This window comes from Achromobacter sp. 1011791174 (genome assembly GCF_059760925.1).
Map to the genome: position 1 here is coordinate 1 of NZ_JCBANH010000077.1, position 15064 is coordinate 15064.

At 67.8% G+C, this 15064-nt stretch carries 15 protein-coding genes; 8 read left to right on the plus strand and 7 right to left on the minus strand.

Annotation, left to right across the window (positions count from 1 at the left end):
* Positions 1-105 precede the first annotated feature (105 nt).
* Both AC6LJ5_RS22365 and AC6LJ5_RS22370 read right to left on the minus strand, forming a co-directional pair.
* A complete protein-coding gene (locus AC6LJ5_RS22365) occupies positions 106-1599 on the minus strand; it encodes a CoA-acylating methylmalonate-semialdehyde dehydrogenase (RefSeq protein ID WP_103276359.1) in 1494 nt (497 codons plus the stop codon).
* A gap of 97 nt (positions 1600-1696) precedes the next feature.
* The gene (locus tag AC6LJ5_RS22370) at positions 1697-2914 is read right to left on the minus strand and encodes an ABC transporter substrate-binding protein (protein ID WP_212315248.1); all 1218 of its coding nucleotides are present in this window, start codon (positions 2912-2914) and stop codon (positions 1697-1699) included.
* A 205-nt stretch (positions 2915-3119) separates the two neighbouring features.
* On the opposite strand from AC6LJ5_RS22370, the gene AC6LJ5_RS22375 reads away from it, so the two are divergent.
* The gene (locus tag AC6LJ5_RS22375; protein ID WP_103273157.1) at positions 3120-4040 is read left to right on the plus strand and encodes a LysR family transcriptional regulator; all 921 of its coding nucleotides are present in this window, start codon (positions 3120-3122) and stop codon (positions 4038-4040) included.
* A gap of 23 nt (positions 4041-4063) precedes the next feature.
* Here AC6LJ5_RS22375 and lptF read toward each other — a convergent pair whose 3' ends face one another.
* Positions 4064-5176 carry an LPS export ABC transporter permease LptF gene (gene lptF, locus AC6LJ5_RS22380; RefSeq protein ID WP_103273156.1) on the minus strand — a complete coding sequence of 371 codons (1113 nt, stop codon included), beginning with the start codon at positions 5174-5176 and terminating at the stop codon, positions 4064-4066.
* Positions 5177-5232: 56 nt separating this feature from the next.
* Between lptF and AC6LJ5_RS22385 the strand changes: the two genes are divergently transcribed.
* The 7 genes from AC6LJ5_RS22385 (at position 5233) to AC6LJ5_RS22415 (ending at position 11854) form a co-directional block, all read left to right on the plus strand.
* Positions 5233-6738 carry a leucyl aminopeptidase gene (locus tag AC6LJ5_RS22385; RefSeq protein WP_103273155.1) on the plus strand — a complete coding sequence of 502 codons (1506 nt, stop codon included), beginning with the start codon at positions 5233-5235 and terminating at the stop codon, positions 6736-6738.
* A 16-nt stretch (positions 6739-6754) separates the two neighbouring features.
* Positions 6755-7213 carry a DNA polymerase III subunit chi gene (locus AC6LJ5_RS22390; protein ID WP_103273154.1) on the plus strand — a complete coding sequence of 153 codons (459 nt, stop codon included), beginning with the start codon at positions 6755-6757 and terminating at the stop codon, positions 7211-7213.
* A 46-nt stretch (positions 7214-7259) separates the two neighbouring features.
* Positions 7260-7748: a hypothetical protein gene (locus tag AC6LJ5_RS22395; RefSeq protein WP_498141661.1), complete on the plus strand. Its 489-nt coding sequence runs from the start codon at positions 7260-7262 to the stop codon at positions 7746-7748.
* A gap of 125 nt (positions 7749-7873) precedes the next feature.
* Positions 7874-8584, plus strand: coding sequence for a Bax inhibitor-1/YccA family protein (locus tag AC6LJ5_RS22400; protein ID WP_103273152.1), 711 nt, complete (start codon positions 7874-7876; stop codon positions 8582-8584).
* A gap of 194 nt (positions 8585-8778) precedes the next feature.
* Positions 8779-9741: a Bug family tripartite tricarboxylate transporter substrate binding protein gene (locus tag AC6LJ5_RS22405; RefSeq protein ID WP_392410094.1), complete on the plus strand. Its 963-nt coding sequence runs from the start codon at positions 8779-8781 to the stop codon at positions 9739-9741.
* 34 nt (positions 9742-9775) lie between these two features.
* A complete protein-coding gene (locus tag AC6LJ5_RS22410; RefSeq protein ID WP_498141662.1) occupies positions 9776-10753 on the plus strand; it encodes a M14 family metallopeptidase in 978 nt (325 codons plus the stop codon).
* Positions 10754-10756: 3 nt separating this feature from the next.
* On the plus strand, positions 10757-11854 hold the full coding sequence (locus AC6LJ5_RS22415; RefSeq protein WP_498141663.1) for a pyridoxal-phosphate dependent enzyme: 1098 nt from the start codon (positions 10757-10759) through the stop codon (positions 11852-11854).
* Positions 11855-11913: 59 nt separating this feature from the next.
* On the opposite strand, the gene AC6LJ5_RS22420 is transcribed toward AC6LJ5_RS22415, so the two are convergent.
* From AC6LJ5_RS22420 to rnc, 4 genes are read right to left on the minus strand one after another with little or no spacing between them, the layout of a single operon-like run.
* The gene (locus AC6LJ5_RS22420) at positions 11914-12822 is read right to left on the minus strand and encodes a LysR substrate-binding domain-containing protein (protein ID WP_498141664.1); all 909 of its coding nucleotides are present in this window, start codon (positions 12820-12822) and stop codon (positions 11914-11916) included.
* Between the two features lie 13 nt (positions 12823-12835).
* The gene (recO, locus tag AC6LJ5_RS22425; protein WP_392410098.1) at positions 12836-13423 is read right to left on the minus strand and encodes a DNA repair protein RecO; all 588 of its coding nucleotides are present in this window, start codon (positions 13421-13423) and stop codon (positions 12836-12838) included.
* A complete protein-coding gene (gene era / locus AC6LJ5_RS22430) occupies positions 13416-14306 on the minus strand; it encodes a GTPase Era (RefSeq protein WP_103273146.1) in 891 nt (296 codons plus the stop codon). The genes recO and era overlap by 8 nt, the downstream gene beginning before the upstream one ends.
* Positions 14303-15064, minus strand: coding sequence for a ribonuclease III (rnc, locus tag AC6LJ5_RS22435; RefSeq protein ID WP_498141665.1), 762 nt, complete (start codon positions 15062-15064; stop codon positions 14303-14305). The genes era and rnc overlap by 4 nt, the downstream gene beginning before the upstream one ends.

Consider the following 15064-nt stretch of genomic DNA (forward strand, 5'->3'; position numbering starts at 1 on the left):
ATCCAAGACGCCCTCCCTCCCCCAAGCGGGGCCACGCGGAGCCGGCTTTGCCGGTCCGCAGTGGCGCCCCTGGGGGAAGCGCGCAGCGCTTCGGGGGGACAGTCCTCAGCGCATGCTGATCGTCGTGTTGACGCTCTTGGTGTGCGCCGACCAGCGGGCCGTGACGGTCTTGGTCTGCGTCCAGAACTGCACCGCCTGCTTGCCGTTGGGGCCCAGGTCGCCCAGCTTCGACGCGCGCGAGCCCGTGAAGCTGAACCAGGCCACCGGCACGGGGATCGGCACGTTGATGCCCACCTGGCCGACGTCGATGTTGTTCTGGAAGTAGCGCGCCGCGCCGCCATCCTGGGTGAACAGCGCCACGCCGTTGCCGTTGGGGTTGCGGTTGATGAACTCGACCGCGTCCTCCAGCGTTTCCACGCCGACCACGCACAGCACAGGACCGAAGATCTCCTCGGTGTAGATGGTCATGTTTTCCTTCACGCCATCAAAGATCGTCGGGCCGACGAAGTTGCCCTGCTCGAAGCCGGCGACCTTGACGTTGCGGCCGTCCAGCAGCAGCTTGGCGCCTTCGTCCACGCCCTTCTGGATCAGGCTTTCGACGCGCTTCCTGGCGTTGGGCGAGACCAGCGGGCCCAGGTCGGCCTGGCGGTCGGTGCCGGAATTGACCTTGAGCTTCTTGGCGCGCTCGACGAAGTCGGGCAGCCAGTTGCGCGCGTCACCCACCAGCACGGCCACGGACGAGGCCATGCAGCGCTGGCCGGCGGCGCCGAAGGCGGCGCCCAGCAGTTGGTTCAGCGCCACGTCCGGATCGGCGTCGGGCAGGACCACGCAGTGGTTCTTGGCGCCCATCATCGACTGGCAGCGCTTGCCGGCGGCCGAGGCGCGGTTGTAGATCTCGGTGCCGACGCGGGTCGAGCCGATGAAGGACACCGCCTTGATGTCGGGATGCTCGCACAGGCCATTGGCGATATCCGGACCGCCATGGACCACGTTCAGCACGCCCGGCGGCAGGCCGGCTTCCAGCGCCAGCTCCGCCAGGAACAGCGACGAGGTCGGATCCTGCTCGGACGGCTTGAGCACGAAGGTGTTGCCGCAGGCCACGGCGATGGGGAACATGAAGCAGGGCAGCATCACCGGGAAGTTGAACGCGGTGATGCCGGCGCACACGCCCAGCGGCTGAATCAGCGTGTAGACGTCGATGCCGGTGGCGGCGTTCTCGGCATATTCGCCCAGCTGCAGGTTGGCGATCGAGCAGGCGTGCTCGACCACTTCCAGGCCGCGGCCGACTTCGCCCTCGGCGTCGGGCAGGGTCTTGCCGTGCTCGCGCGTGATCATCTCGGCCAGCTTGGCGGTGTTGGCGCGCAGCAGGTCCTGGAACTTCAACATGACGCGCATGCGCGCGCCCTGCCCGGCGTTGCGCCAGGTCTTGAACGCTTCCTTGGAATTGGCCACCGCCAGGTCCAGTTCCTCGCGCGTGGCGAAGGGCACCTTGGCGACGACTTCCTGCGTGGCAGGATTGATCACGTCCCGCCATTCAGTGGTCTTGGACTGCACGAGCTTGCCGCCGATCATTAGCGGAACGTGGGGGACTTCACTCATTTGATGCTCCTCGGACTGCTTGTCGTTGCGGATCGGATCCGCGTTCATGAATCATTGCGCCGGGCTCGGGCAACCAGGCCCGCGCCCGGCGCGCGGTCTACTTCTGGACCAGCGGGCAGGCCGAATCGGCCAGCGGCTGGAAGGCCTCGGCGGCCGGGATGGTCGCCACCAGCTTGGAATAATCCCAGCCGCCCTTGGATTCGGACGGCTTCTTCACTTCGTACAAGTACATATCGTGGATCACGCGGCCATCCGGGCGGATCGAGGCGTTGCGCATGATCGGATCCTTGATGGGCAGCTCGCGCATCTTGTCGGCCACCACCTTGCCGTCGGTGCTGCCGCTGGCGGCGACCGCGCGCAGGTAGTGCAGCACGCTGGAATAGACGCCGGCCTGGGTCATGGTCGGCTTCAGGCCACGGAAGGCCTTCTCGAAGCGTCCCGACCACTGGCGCGTGGCGTCGTCATAGTCCCAGTAGAAGCCGTCCACGTAGGACAGGCCCTGGGCGGTGTCCAGCCCGAGCGCGCGCAGGTCGGACAGGAAGATCAGCAGCGACACCAGCCGCTGCCCGCCCGCCACGATGCCGAACTCGCCCGCCTGCTTGACCGCGTTGACCGTGTCCTGGCCGCCGTTGGCCAGCGCCACCACCTGCGCCTTGGAGCTCTGCGCCTGCAACAGATAGGACGCGAAATCAGGCGCGTTCAGCGGATGCCGCACGCTGCCCGCGACCGTGCCGCCCAGTGCCTGCACGGCCTTGGCGGTGTCGGCTTCCAGCGAATGGCCGAACGCGTAGTCCACGGTGACGAAGAACCAGGACTTGCCGCCCGCCTTCACCGTGGCCTTGGCGCCGCCGGCCGACTGCGAATAGGTGTCGAACATCCAGTGAAAGCCCAGCGGCGAGCATTCCTTGTTGGTCAGCGCCGTGGTGGCCGGACCCGAGAACATCACCACCTTGTTCTTCTCGCGGGCAATGCCCTGCACCGCCAGGGCGACGGCGGAGTTGGTCAGGTCGGCGATGGCGGTCACGCCGTCGCGGTCGAACCATTCACGCGCGCGGGCGGCGCCCACGTCGGCCTTGTTCTGGTTGTCGGCCGACACCAGCTCGATCTTCATGCCCTTGCATTCCGCGGCCAGGCAGTCGTCGATGGCCAATTGCGCAGCCGCCACCGAACCCGGTCCACCCATGCCGGCATAGGTGCCCGACATGTCGGTCAAGATACCGATCTTCACTGGCGGCTTGTCCGCGGCCAGCGCCTGTGCCGTCAGAACGGCGCCCAGACACAGTCCTGCGGCCAGCCCGCGTGCATGCGATTTCATGGATTTGTCTCCTGAGTTGTTATGTGTTGTACGCCGTCTGCGCGGCCTGCGGCCCGGGCGGCATCAACCCCCAGGGCCTGCCGACCCAGTGTAGATGTGTGAAAATCAACAAGCAACACTAGAAATGCACATTACTTGTGCATCAATGCACATCTATACCGGGCATGGAAACCAGGGTTTCCGCGCCCGCCGGGAGCGCGGCGACATGCTGGATTGGGACAGTCTCAGGTACTTTCTGGAAGTGGCGCGCACCCAGCGCGCCAGCGCCGCCGCGCGCAAGCTGGGCGTGGAGCACACGACAGTGTCGCGCCGCATCCGCGCGCTGGAGGCGGAACTGGACACGCTGCTGTTCGAGAAGTCGCGCGGCGCGGGCTTCGTGCTGACCGAGGACGGCCAGCGCCTGTTCGTGCATGCCGAGCAGATGGAAAGCGCGGTGCACAGCGCCCGCGAAAACCTGTCTGGCATCGGCCAGGCGCTGTCGGGACACCTGCGCATCGGCGCCACCGAAGGGTTCGGCAGCTATGTGCTGACGCCGCTGGCGGCGGACTTCCAGCGTCGCTATCCGCACATCACGCTGGACATCCTGCCGGTGCCGCGCTTCGTGAGCCTGTCCAAGCGCGAAGCCGACCTGGCGATCACCATCGAGCGGCCGCAGCGCGGGCCCTATGTCTGCAGCAAGCTGTGCGACTACACGTTGCGGCTGTACGGCACGCCCGGCTATCTGGCGCGCCATCCGCCCATCCGCTCACAGGCAGACCTGGCGGACCACACGTTCATCGGCTATGTGGACGAACTGCTGTTCAGCGAGCGATTGCGCTATCTGGAGGATCTGCTGCCAGCCAGCAAGGTGATCCTGCGCAGCACCAGCGTGGTCGCCCAGTACCACGCGGCGCTGCAAGGCCAGTCGCTGGCCATCCTGCCCTGCTTCATCGCCGCCCAGGATCCCCGGCTCACGCCGGTGCTGGAACAGGAAGTGGAGATCACGCGCTCGTTCTGGATGTACTGCCACGAGGACCTGCGCAAGCTCAAGCGCGTCAACGTGCTGTGGGAGTTCATCCGCAAATCGGCGCTGCGCAATGCCGGCCTGCTGGCCGGCACCCAAAACGCGCTGCGCTACCTGCCCTAGGGCGGCAGGCAGCCGCCAGGGCCTCAGGAAGCCGCGGGGCTGTTGCGCGGCGCCTTCACTCGCAGCCGGCGCATCAGCAGGAAGAATGTCAGCAGCGCCACCAGGCCGTGAATCGCCCAGACGCCCACGCCGAAGCTGAGCTTGCCATTGGCGATCCAGGCCCGCGACAGGTTCATGAGGTTCATGTACAGCAGGCCCACCAGACCGGCGATCAGGATGTCGCCCGAACGCCCCAGGCGCGGGTTGACCGCCCCCAGAGGAATGGCCAGCAGCGCCAGATTCAGGGCAGCCAGCGGCAGCGACACGCGCCACATGACCTGCGACCAGCTGTTGTCGGTATTGTCGGCCATGAGCTGCCCCGTGGTGCGCGCCTTGGAGGAGCGCTCGGCCGCCGCGCGCGCCTCGGCCATCGGATCGCCGCCGGCCTTGCTTTCCAGGCGCAGCCCGTACTTTTCGAAATTCACCAGCCGGATCTCCGGCGTGCCCGGCTTGAGGTCATAGCGGTGGCCCGCGCCCAGCACCAGGAAGCGGTCGCCGTTGGGCAGGGTCTCGCTGTGGGCGCTGCTGGCGCTCAGCACGCTGAGCCATTCCGGGCCGGTTTCACGCGCGAACACGTTGCCAAGCTCATCGGTGGGCTGGGCGGGATCTTCGGCGAAGAACACGCGGTCGCCGCCGGCCGATTCGGCGAACTGGCCGGCCGTGACCTTGGACAGGTCGGAACGCTGCTCGAAGCGCTGATGGTATTCACCGATCTGGCGATAGGCCCAGGGCGCGGCGAACAGGGTCAGGCCGGCCACGGCGATGGCCACGGGAATGGCCACGCGCAGCACGGGCTTGAACCAATCGGCCAGCGACAGGCCGCTGGCGAACCACACGACCATCTCGGATTCGCGATAGTTGCGCGTCACCGTGGTGAGCACGGCGATGAAGACCGACACCGCCAGGATGGTGGGCAGCGCCGTGATGGTGGACAGCGCCGCCAGCACCAGCACCACGTCCGCCCCGATGTTGCCTCCGGCCGCCTCGCCGAGCAAGCGCACCAGGAGCACGCTGAGCCACACGACGAGCAACGTGGAAAAGACAACGCCAGCGTGACTGGTGATCTCGCTGACGACAGAGCGTTTGAATAGAGACATGGGAGAATATGCGGGATAATCGACCGCATCATACACAGACGTACCGGGAAACCCTCATGGAATTTAGCACACAGACCACCGCTTCCCTGCACCAGATCAAAACCGCCGCGCTGGCCGTCGGCGTCTTCGCGGACGGCGTGCTGAGCCCGGCCGCCGACCTGATCGACCGCGCCGCGAACGGCGCCGTGCGGGCGGTGGCCAAGACCGAATTCCGCGGCCGCGCCGGCGCCACGCTGACGCTGCGCAACCTGCCCGGCGTCACGGCGCAGCGCGTGGTGCTGGTCGGCCTGGGCAAGCAGGATGAATACTCGGCCCGCGCCCATGCCGCCGCCGAACAGGCCTTCGCCCAGGCCTGCGTGGCCGCGCAGCTGGCCGAAGGCGTGTCGACCCTGGTGGCCAACCCGGTCGCCGACGTGCCCGTCATCGCCCGCGCCCGCAGCGCCGCCATCGCCGCCGGCGCCGCCACCTATCACTACGACGCCAGCTTCGGCAAGCCCGACCGCGACGCCCGTCCCAAGCTCAAGAAGATCGTCCAGATCGTCGAACGGGCGGATGCCACCCAGGCCCAGAAGGGCCTGCGCGAAGGCGCCGCCATCGCCAACGGCATGTCGCTGACGCGTGACCTGGGCAACCTGCCCGGCAATATCTGCACGCCCACCTACCTGGGCGAAACCGCCAAGCGCCTGGCCCGCGAATTCAAGTCGCTGAAGGTCGAGGTGCTGGACAAGAAGCAGGTCGAGGCCCTGGGCATGGGCTCGTTCCTGTCCGTGGCCCGCGGCTCCGACGAACCGCTGCGCTTCATCGTGCTGCGCCACGCCGGCAAGCCGGCCAAGAAAGGCGCCAAGGCCGGTGACGGCCCGATCGTGCTGGTCGGCAAGGGCATCACGTTCGACGCCGGCGGCATCTCGCTCAAGCCGGCCGCCACCATGGACGAAATGAAGTACGACATGGGCGGCGCCGCCAGCGTGCTGGGCTCGTTCCGCGCCCTGGCCGAACTGGAACTGCCGCTGGACGTGGTCGGCCTGATCCCGGCCTGCGAGAACCTGCCCAGCGGCAAGGCCAACAAGCCCGGCGACGTGGTCACCAGCATGTCGGGCCAGACCATCGAGATCCTCAACACCGACGCCGAAGGCCGCCTGGTGCTGTGCGACGCGCTGACCTACGCCGAGCGCTTCAAGCCCTCGACGGTCATCGACATCGCCACCCTCACCGGCGCCTGCGTGGTGGCGCTGGGCCACGTCAACACGGGCCTGTTCTCCAAGGACGACGCACTGGCCGAGGCCCTGGCCGCCGCCGGCCGCCAGGCCCTGGACACCGCATGGCGCCTGCCGATGGACGACGCTTACCAGGACCAGCTCAAGTCCAACTTCGCCGACATCGCCAACATCGGCGGCCCCCCGGCCGGCGCGGTCACGGCGGCCTGCTTCCTGTCGCGCTTCACCAAGGCCTACCGCTGGGCCCACCTGGACATCGCCGGCACCGCCTGGAAGGGCGGCAAGGACAAGGGCGCCACCGGCCGTCCCGTGCCGCTGCTGATGCAGTTCCTGCTGGACCAGGCTTGAGCGGCCTGGAACAGGCATGACGCGCATCGATTTCGCCTTCGGCGCGCCGGATCGCCTGCGCACAGCCTGCCAGGTGGCGCGCAAGCGCTACCTGGCGGGCCAGCGCCTGGTGGTGTATTGCCGCGACGGTTCCCGGCTGGCGTCCTTCGACCGCATGCTCTGGGCCTTCGACGATATCTCCTTCGTGCCTCATGTACTGGCCAATGACCCGCTGGCCGCCGATACGCCCGTGGTGCTGACCGCCTCCGATCCGCTCAAGGCGTCGGAAAAGCTGGTCCAGGCGGGGCAGCCGCAACCCTGGCTACTCAACCTGGATGACGAGTGTCCGCCCGGTTTCGAGGGTTTCGAACGCCTCCTGGAAATCGTCTCCGACGAGCCCGACGACAAGCAGGCCGCGCGCCAGCGCTGGCGCGTCTACCAGAACGCGGGCCACGCCCCGCACAGCCACGATCTCAGCCGCCAGCCAGACGCCTGAGCCGCCGCTCGCGGCGGGCCGTGCATTTTCGCCATCGGGAGTCCCCATGCCCCCTCATTCCTACGACCCCGGCATCCCTACCCTCACCCAGCGGGTCGAACTGCCGCATGACGACGCGCCGGCGTCCGTGGCGCCGCCACGGCAGCCCGCCGCGCCTGTCGGCGACGACGACGCCTTTCCCGTGCTGACCGAGATCGCCCCGGATCCTGCGCCGCCCGCGCCCGTCTCGGTGGCGCCCGTCTCGATGCCGTCTGTCTACGTAGCGCCAGCCCCTGCGACGCCAGTCGCCGCCGGGGCTGCCCAGCCGGCCATGCCCTGGACGATGCCAGCATCCGCCCCCTTCCAGCCCGCCGACGACGATGCGCCCGTCGTGGCGTCCGCCGAGGCCTCCGTGCTGGCCGCCAGGCTGCAGGCCGAGGTCGAGCAACTGATGCGTGCCGCACTGGCCGATGCCGTGACGCATCTGCAGGCCCGCATGGACGCCGAGCTGCCCGCGATCGTCGACCGGGTGCTGCGTGAAGTCCGTCGGGGCTGATGCCGCTTCGGCGTGCCACGCCCGACTGGTACCACGCCTGACTGGATTCTTAAGGGAACTGTAAGGTATCCTTTGCATCTAAGCATTCGAGGCAATCCCTTTTTGCCGCACACAGGAGTTTTTCCATGAACGAATATCGTCCGTCCCCTTTTAACCGTTCCGGTGAACTCGCCGGCGCGCCGGGCGAGGTCGTCCGCAACAAGGTCCTGCGCAATACGTACTGGCTCTTGGCCCTGTCGCTGATCCCGACCGTGCTGGGCGCGGCCGTCGGCCTCTATACCGGCATCAACCGCGTCATGGGCGCCAGCCCCGGTCTGTCGGCCATCGTCTTCCTGGTGGGCGCCTTCGGCATGATGTTCGCCATCGAGAAGAACAAGAACAACTCGCTCGGCGTGGTCCTGCTGCTGGCCTTCACGTTCTTCATGGGCGTCATGCTGTCGCGCCTGCTGGGCTTCGTGATGGGCATGAGCAACGGCTCGCAGCTGGTCATGACGGCCTTCGGCGGCACCGCGATCGTGTTCGGCACCATGGCCACGCTGGCCACGACCATCAAGCGCGATCTGTCGGGCATGCAGAAGTTCCTGTTCATGGGCGCCGTGGTCATCCTGGTCGCCGCGCTGGCCAACATCTTCCTGCAGCTGCCCGCGCTGATGCTGACCATCTCCGTGATGGCCATCGTGATCTTCTCGGCCTTCATGCTGGTGGACCTGCAACGCGTGGTCAACGGCGGCGAAACCAACTACGTTTCCGCCACGCTGGCCATCTACCTGGACGTGTACAACGTCTTCTCGAACCTGCTGATGCTGCTGGGCATCTTCGGCGGCGACCGCGAATAACGGCCAGCGCCTGATCCCAACCAAGGCCTGCATTGCGATGCAGGCCTTTTTTTCGTCCCGCGCACCACGACGAGGCTGGACTCACGCCCTGTCGATATTCGAAAAAAGAAAACAACAATATCAAAACCCCGAACATCTTCGGCACGCCCACGCTCCACAATGACGCCACCAACAAAACACCAAGGGGAATCGTCATGAAACACGCAGCCGGCCTTGCCGCCCTGCTCCTTTGCCTGGCCGCCCAGCCGGCATGGGCCGCGTATCCCGAGCGCGCGATCACGCTGATCGTGCCCGCCGCCGCCGGCGGCAATGCCGACATCACCGCCCGCCTGGTCGGCCAGGAAATGAGCAAGCTGCTGGGCCAGCCCGTGGTGGTCGAGAACCGCGTCGGCGCCGGCGGCCGTATCGGCACCCAGGCCTTGGTGCGCGCGCCGGCCGACGGCTACACCATCGGCTACGCCCACGTCGGCACGCTGGTCCTGCATCGCTACCTGTTCAAGCAACAGCTCTACGATCTGGACCGCGACCTGGCGCCCATCGGCCTGGTCACCGAGACGCCCAACGTCATCGTGGTCAACGCCGCGTCGCCCTACCGCGACCTGAAGAGCTTCATCGACGCCAGCCGCGCCCAACCCGACAAGCTGACCATGACCTCGGCGGACCCCGGCACCACCAGCGAAGTCGGCGTCAAGCTGTTCGTCGCGCAGACGGGCGCGGCGGTGCGCCAGATTCCTTACAAGGCCACGGCGGCGCAGCTGTCGGACCTGCTGGGCGGACACGTCGATTCGATGATGGAAAACCTGCCGCCCCTGATCGGCAATCTGAAGGACGGACGCCTGCGCGCGCTGGCCGTCACCACCCGGCAGCGTGCGGCGTCCAATCCGGACGTGCCTACCGTGGCCGAGCAGGGCTACCCGGACTACGAGCAATCCGCCTGGAGCGCGCTGGTGGCGCCGGCCGGCACGCCGCCCGCCGTGCTGGCGCGACTCAACGACGCGCTCAACCAGGCCCTGCGCACCGACAACGTGGTCCGCGAATTGCGCAGCCGCTCGCAGGAACCGCTGGGCGGCGCGCCGCAGGACGTGCAGGCGCAGATCAAGAAGGAATTGCCCCGATGGGAGAACATCATCAAGGCCGCGGGCACCACGCTCGACTGACCATGCGCCGCCCGATGACGACAGGAGCCCCCGCATGACCGCCGTGACCCGCGAAGACTTCTCGTGCGCGGCCGCGACCAATGAATCCGCCTATCGCCGCGTCACCGTGCCGGTGCTGCGCATCGACGCCGGCCCCGGCCCCGCCGTCGCGCTGATGGCCGGCGTGCATGGCGACGAGTGGGAAGGCCAGGCCGCGATCCTGGAACTCTGGCATCAATTGCCCGGGATCCTGAACCGCGGCACGGTCTATCTGCTGCCCGCCGCCAACGCCGAAGCCTCGCTGGCTGGTCGCCGCCTATCACCCAACGACGGCGGCAATCTCAACCGGGCCTTCCTCGGCCCCCCCGCGCGCGGCTACACCGAAAGCGTGGCGGCCGCGCTGGAAGCGAAGCTGCTGCCGCGCGTAGAGGCGCTTGTGGACGTGCACAGCGGCGGCGCATCGCTGCGCTACCTGCCGTCCTCGGTGATCACGCGCTATGGCCGGGACGCGCTCGATCCGCGCCTGCCGGCGCTGGCACGCGCCTTCGGCCTGCCTCATTGCATCTACTTTCGTGGCACGGAAGCCGGCTCCATGCCGGCCGCCGCCAGCCGTCACGGCGTGCTGAGACTGAGCGCGGAAATCGGCGGAGGCGCCGAGACCGGCCAGGCGCTGGTCGATCGTTGCCGCGAAGGCCTGCTCGGCTGCCTGCATGAGCTGGGCCAGCTGAACCGCGAGCTAGCACGCCCGGATCCGCCAGCCCTATACGACCTGGACGCCCCCGCCGCGACCCTGCGCGCGCACGGGCCCGGCGTTTTCATTCCCGGCGTCGAGCTTGGCCAGCGCATCTCGGCGCGTCAGCGCGTGGGCCGGCTGATCGAACCCGCACGCCCCGACACGCCGGCGCACACCCTGCTCAGCCCGCAAGCGGGCACGGTGCTGTGCCTGCGCGCCATCGCCCGCAGCGATGACGGCGACTGCCTGCTGCAGGCGGCGCCGGCGTTGCCCCTGGACTCTCTTTCCTCGCTGTACTGACCCATGCTGATGAATCCCGCTTTATCCGGCCTGCGCTGCATCCGCTGCGCGACGCTGTTTCCCCCGGGCGACTATCCCGAAGGCTGCCCGTCTTGTCTGGAAGCCGGCCATCCAGCCTCGCTGGAGTGCGTCTACACGCCATCGACATCGAGCGTGATGCCGCTGCCGGTGCTGCATCCGATCACGCTGGGCGAAGGCGGCACGCCCTGCCTGGAGTCGTCCGTCCTGGCCCAGGCGGAAGGCGTGGGCAGGCTGTGGCTGAAATGCGAGAGCGCCAATCCCACCGGCAGTCACAAGGACCGCATGGCGGCCCAGCTCGTGTCGCGCGCCAGGCTGGCCGGCGCCACGCGCGTGGCGGCCGCGTCCAGCGGCAACGCGGGCGTTTCCCTGGCCGCCTACTGCGCCGCCGCCGGCCTGCAGGCCGAGATCGCCATCACCCGCAACTGCCCGGCGCTGCAACGCGAGGCCATGCAGCGTTTCGGCGCCCGCCTCACCGCGTTCGACGACAGCCTGGGCCGCTGGCCGCACGTGGCCCAGCTATGCCGCGAACAAGGCGCCTTCGCCGGCACCAACTACCTGAACCCGCCCACGGGCACCCATGCCTATGGCGTGGAAGGCTACAAGCCGATTGCGCGGGAGATCTTCGATCATTGCGGCCTGCCCACGGATGTCATCGTGCCCACCGCGCGCGGCGATCTGCTCTGGGGCGTGCTGCTGGGTTGGCAGGAGCTGCACAGGCAGGGACTGATTCCGCGACTGCCGCGCATGCACGCGGTGGAGCCCTATGCACGCCTGTCGCGCGCCCTGCAGACCGGGGACGCGCGCGGGCTGTGGGAAACGGGCACGGACCAATATTCCATCGCCGGCGGCACCACCACGCTGCAATCGCTGCAGGCGCTGGCGCGTTCAGGCGGACTGCCCGTGGATGTGTCCGATGCTGCCGCGGCCCAGGCGCAGCAGCGGCTGGAACGGATGGGGCTGGCCACGGAGCTGTCCTCGGCGGCGGCGCTGGCGGCCGTCACGCGGCTGCGACGCTCGGGCATGCTCGACGCCGAGTCGTCGGTCGTGCTGATCCTGACCTCGGACGGCCGGCGCGGCTGAGTCCGGCGGTGCGCGCGCGATGGCTCGCCCGCGCACCGCCGGGCCCGCATCGCCAGGCGCTAGACGCCGTAGCGCTCCGTCAAGGGCGCCAGCGCGGCGCGCAGGCAGGTCGCCCAAAACTTGCCGGCCTCCGACAGCGGCCGGCTTCCGTGCAGGATCATGTGGCATTCGAAATGCACCGGCGCGGCCAGCGGCCGGAAAGCCAGCCCGGCCGCTTCCATGCCCACGGCCGTGGCCGGATTGGCGATGCCCACGCCGTGGCCGGCCAGCGCCAACTGGCAGACCGTGCTGGAGTATGGCGTCTCGATGCTGATGCGCAGCGCCTGCCCGGACTGCCGCAACAAGGCATCCAGCCGCTTGCGGGACGCGTCCTCCGCGTTCAACGCGATCACATCGGCATCGGCCAGCTGCGCGAATTCGACCTGTTCCAACCGGGTCAGCGTATGGTCCTTGGGAAACACCGCCACCGCCTGGAGACTGGCCAGGAGGTGGCCGCGCAGTCCTTCCAGCTCCGATTCGTCGGCCACGGCGGCCAGGTCCAGTTCGCCCGACACGACCATGTCGCGCAAGGTATTGGAATCGCGGATCTGCAGGTATAGCGGCGTATCGGGATAGCGGACGCGAAAGCGCGCGATGGTGTCGCTGACGATGGCGCCGCTGTAGGCATGGATGCAGCCGACGCGCAGGCGCGGCTGGGCCGAGCCGCGTATCGCGCGGATCTTGCGGCCCAGGCTCTCCAGGCCGACGTTCAGGCGCCGGATCTCTTCATACAGCAGCGTGGCTTCGGGCGTGCGGTGCATGCGCTGGCGCACGCGCTCGAACAGGCGCATCTCGATGCTGGCCTCCAGCGCGGCCAAGGTAGCGCTGACGGTGGCGGGCGACAGGTCCAGCCGCCGGGCCGCGGCGGTCACGCTTTCGGTTTCGTAGACCGTGCGGAAGGTCTCCACCTGCTTGAGCGTGAACCCCATGGCGCCGCCGGCTTCAGATGCGCTGCAGGTCGAGCAGCACGCGACGCGTGGAAAGCGGCCGCCCCGCCAGGATCTCGGCCAGGCGCTCGCGCAGGTCGCGCCGCAAGCCGGGCTCGATGGCAGGGTCGTCGAAATCGGGCGCAGCCTCGTCCACGCCGTAGCCGGTCTCGCGCAGCAGGGTCCATTCAAAGCGGCGCAGCGCACCCGCCGCGCGGGTGCCGCCGGACAGCTGCTGCAATGCCATGTCGTAGGCGTCGTACAGCAGCGGATGCGCGTCTTCGCGCGGCAGCAGGCGCAGCAGCAGCTCGTTCATGTACCAGGCGGACATGAGGGCGGTGCCGCCCAGCGGGCGTATGCCCATGATTTCCGCGCGGGTCAGCGTCTTGACCTCGCCATTGCCGGTCCAGGACAGCAGCAGGGGCTGAAAGGCCGACAGCACGGGGCGCAGCACCGAATACGGACGCTTGGCGCCCTTGGCGACCATGGCCACACAGCCATGATCGCGCGAGAAGGTTTGAACGATGAGGGAAGTCTCACGCCACGCCGTGGCGTGCAGCATGAATCCTGGGCGGTCCTGGACGCGAGGCGCCCGTTTACTCATAACCCAGATCGCGCAGCGCGCCTTCGCGATCGGACCAGCCCTTGCGCACCTTGATGTAGACCTCGAGGTGGACGGTCTTGTCGAGCAGCTTGGCGATATCCTGGCGCGCCTCGGTGGCGATGCGTTTCATGTGCATGCCGCCCGCGCCCAGCAGGATGGGCTTGTGGCTGTCGCGCTCGACCACGACACAGGCGGCGATGCGCGCGCCCTTGTCGTTCTCTTCCCATTGTTCGATGACCACGGTACAACCGTAGGGCAGTTCATCGCCCACCAGACGGAAGATCTTCTCGCGCACCAGTTCGGCGGCGATAAAGCGCATGGGACGGTCGGTCAGCGTGTCCTCTTCGAACATCGGTTCGCCTTCGGGCAGGCGCGCGGCGATTTCCTGCAGCAGCTGATCCAGCTGCTGGTTCTTGGTCGCGCTGACCGGCACCACGGCGCCGAACGGATGCAGCGCCATGATCTTGCTGACGAAGGCGAACAGGTCGTCGCGGTTCTTCAGCGCGTCGATCTTGCTGACGACCAGGATGGTGCGCTCGGGCGCAGGCAGCAGCGGCAGCAGCTTGGCGTCGCCTTCCGACCACTTGCCGGCCTCGACCACATGCACCACGACGTCCACGTCGGCCAACGCCTGTGTCACGACCCGGTTCATCATGCGGTTCATGGCGCCGCCGTGGCGGGTCTGGAACCCGGGCGTGTCCACGAACACGAACTGCTCGTGCTCGCGGGTCAGCACGCCATGTATGCGATGGCGCGTGGTCTGCGCCTTGCGCGACACGATGGATATCTTGGAGCCGATGAGGGCATTGGTCAGCGTGGACTTGCCCACATTGGGGCGGCCAACGATGGCGACGAAACCGGTGCGGAAAGGGGTATTGCTCATTTAGTCTCTTGGGCCACTGCCACGGGCAGCGACAATTGCGCGGTCTTGCGCGCCTTGCCCGACTTGCGGGCGGCTTTCGTGGCCGGGCTGACGGCCTGCGCGGCCTCCAGCGCCAGCTTGGCCGCCGATTGCTCGGCGGCGCGGCGGCTGGCGCCAGGCGCCGTCACCTTGATTTCCAGCGTCGGAATGGCGCATTCGACCTCGAACTGCTGGCTATGGGCCGCGCCGTGAGTGGCCACCACCGTGTACAGCGGCAGCGCCATCTTGCGGCCCTGCAGGAATTCCTGCAGCAGGGTCTTGGCGTCCTTGCCCAGGGTCTTGGGATCGACGCTGGCCAGCACCGGCTGATACTGACGCGCGATCACGCGCCGCGCGGCGTCGAAGCCGGCGTCAAGGAACACGGCGCCGAACAGCGCTTCGACCGTATCGGCCAGGATGGACGGCCGGCGGAAACCACCGCTTTTCAATTCACCCTCGCCCAGTCGCAGATACTGCGACAACTCCAGTTTCTGCGCGATGTCGGCCAGCGACGCCTGCTTGACCAGATTGGCCCGCAGACGCGACAGGTCGCCCTCGTCGATCTTGGCGAAACGCTCGAACAGCATGGCGGCCACGACGAAATTCAGCACGGAATCCCCGAGGAATTCCAACCGCTCGTTATGGCGCGCGCCGTGGCTGCGATGCGTCAGCGCCTGTTCGAGCAAAGCCGGATCGCTGAAATGATGATCCAGGCGGTTTTCTAGCGTGGCTAGCGACAT

Excerpts from the sequence above, each read along its gene's own strand:
- AC6LJ5_RS22365 (WP_103276359.1), bottom strand. The coding sequence starts at position 1,599 with ATGAGTGAAGTCCCCCACGTTCCGCTAATGATCGGCGGCAAGCTCGTG.
- AC6LJ5_RS22370 (WP_212315248.1), bottom strand. The coding sequence starts at position 2,914 with ATGAAATCGCATGCACGCGGGCTGGCCGCAGGACTGTGTCTGGGCGCC.
- AC6LJ5_RS22375 (WP_103273157.1), top strand. The coding sequence starts at position 3,120 with ATGCTGGATTGGGACAGTCTCAGGTACTTTCTGGAAGTGGCGCGCACC.
- lptF (WP_103273156.1), bottom strand. The coding sequence starts at position 5,176 with ATGTCTCTATTCAAACGCTCTGTCGTCAGCGAGATCACCAGTCACGCT.
- AC6LJ5_RS22385 (WP_103273155.1), top strand. The coding sequence starts at position 5,233 with ATGGAATTTAGCACACAGACCACCGCTTCCCTGCACCAGATCAAAACC.
- AC6LJ5_RS22390 (WP_103273154.1), top strand. The coding sequence starts at position 6,755 with ATGACGCGCATCGATTTCGCCTTCGGCGCGCCGGATCGCCTGCGCACA.
- AC6LJ5_RS22395 (WP_498141661.1), top strand. The coding sequence starts at position 7,260 with ATGCCCCCTCATTCCTACGACCCCGGCATCCCTACCCTCACCCAGCGG.
- AC6LJ5_RS22400 (WP_103273152.1), top strand. The coding sequence starts at position 7,874 with ATGAACGAATATCGTCCGTCCCCTTTTAACCGTTCCGGTGAACTCGCC.
- AC6LJ5_RS22405 (WP_392410094.1), top strand. The coding sequence starts at position 8,779 with ATGAAACACGCAGCCGGCCTTGCCGCCCTGCTCCTTTGCCTGGCCGCC.
- AC6LJ5_RS22410 (WP_498141662.1), top strand. The coding sequence starts at position 9,776 with ATGACCGCCGTGACCCGCGAAGACTTCTCGTGCGCGGCCGCGACCAAT.
- AC6LJ5_RS22415 (WP_498141663.1), top strand. The coding sequence starts at position 10,757 with ATGCTGATGAATCCCGCTTTATCCGGCCTGCGCTGCATCCGCTGCGCG.
- AC6LJ5_RS22420 (WP_498141664.1), bottom strand. The coding sequence starts at position 12,822 with ATGGGGTTCACGCTCAAGCAGGTGGAGACCTTCCGCACGGTCTACGAA.
- recO (WP_392410098.1), bottom strand. The coding sequence starts at position 13,423 with ATGAGTAAACGGGCGCCTCGCGTCCAGGACCGCCCAGGATTCATGCTG.
- era (WP_103273146.1), bottom strand. The coding sequence starts at position 14,306 with ATGAGCAATACCCCTTTCCGCACCGGTTTCGTCGCCATCGTTGGCCGC.
- rnc (WP_498141665.1), bottom strand. The coding sequence starts at position 15,064 with ATGTCGCTAGCCACGCTAGAAAACCGCCTGGATCATCATTTCAGCGAT.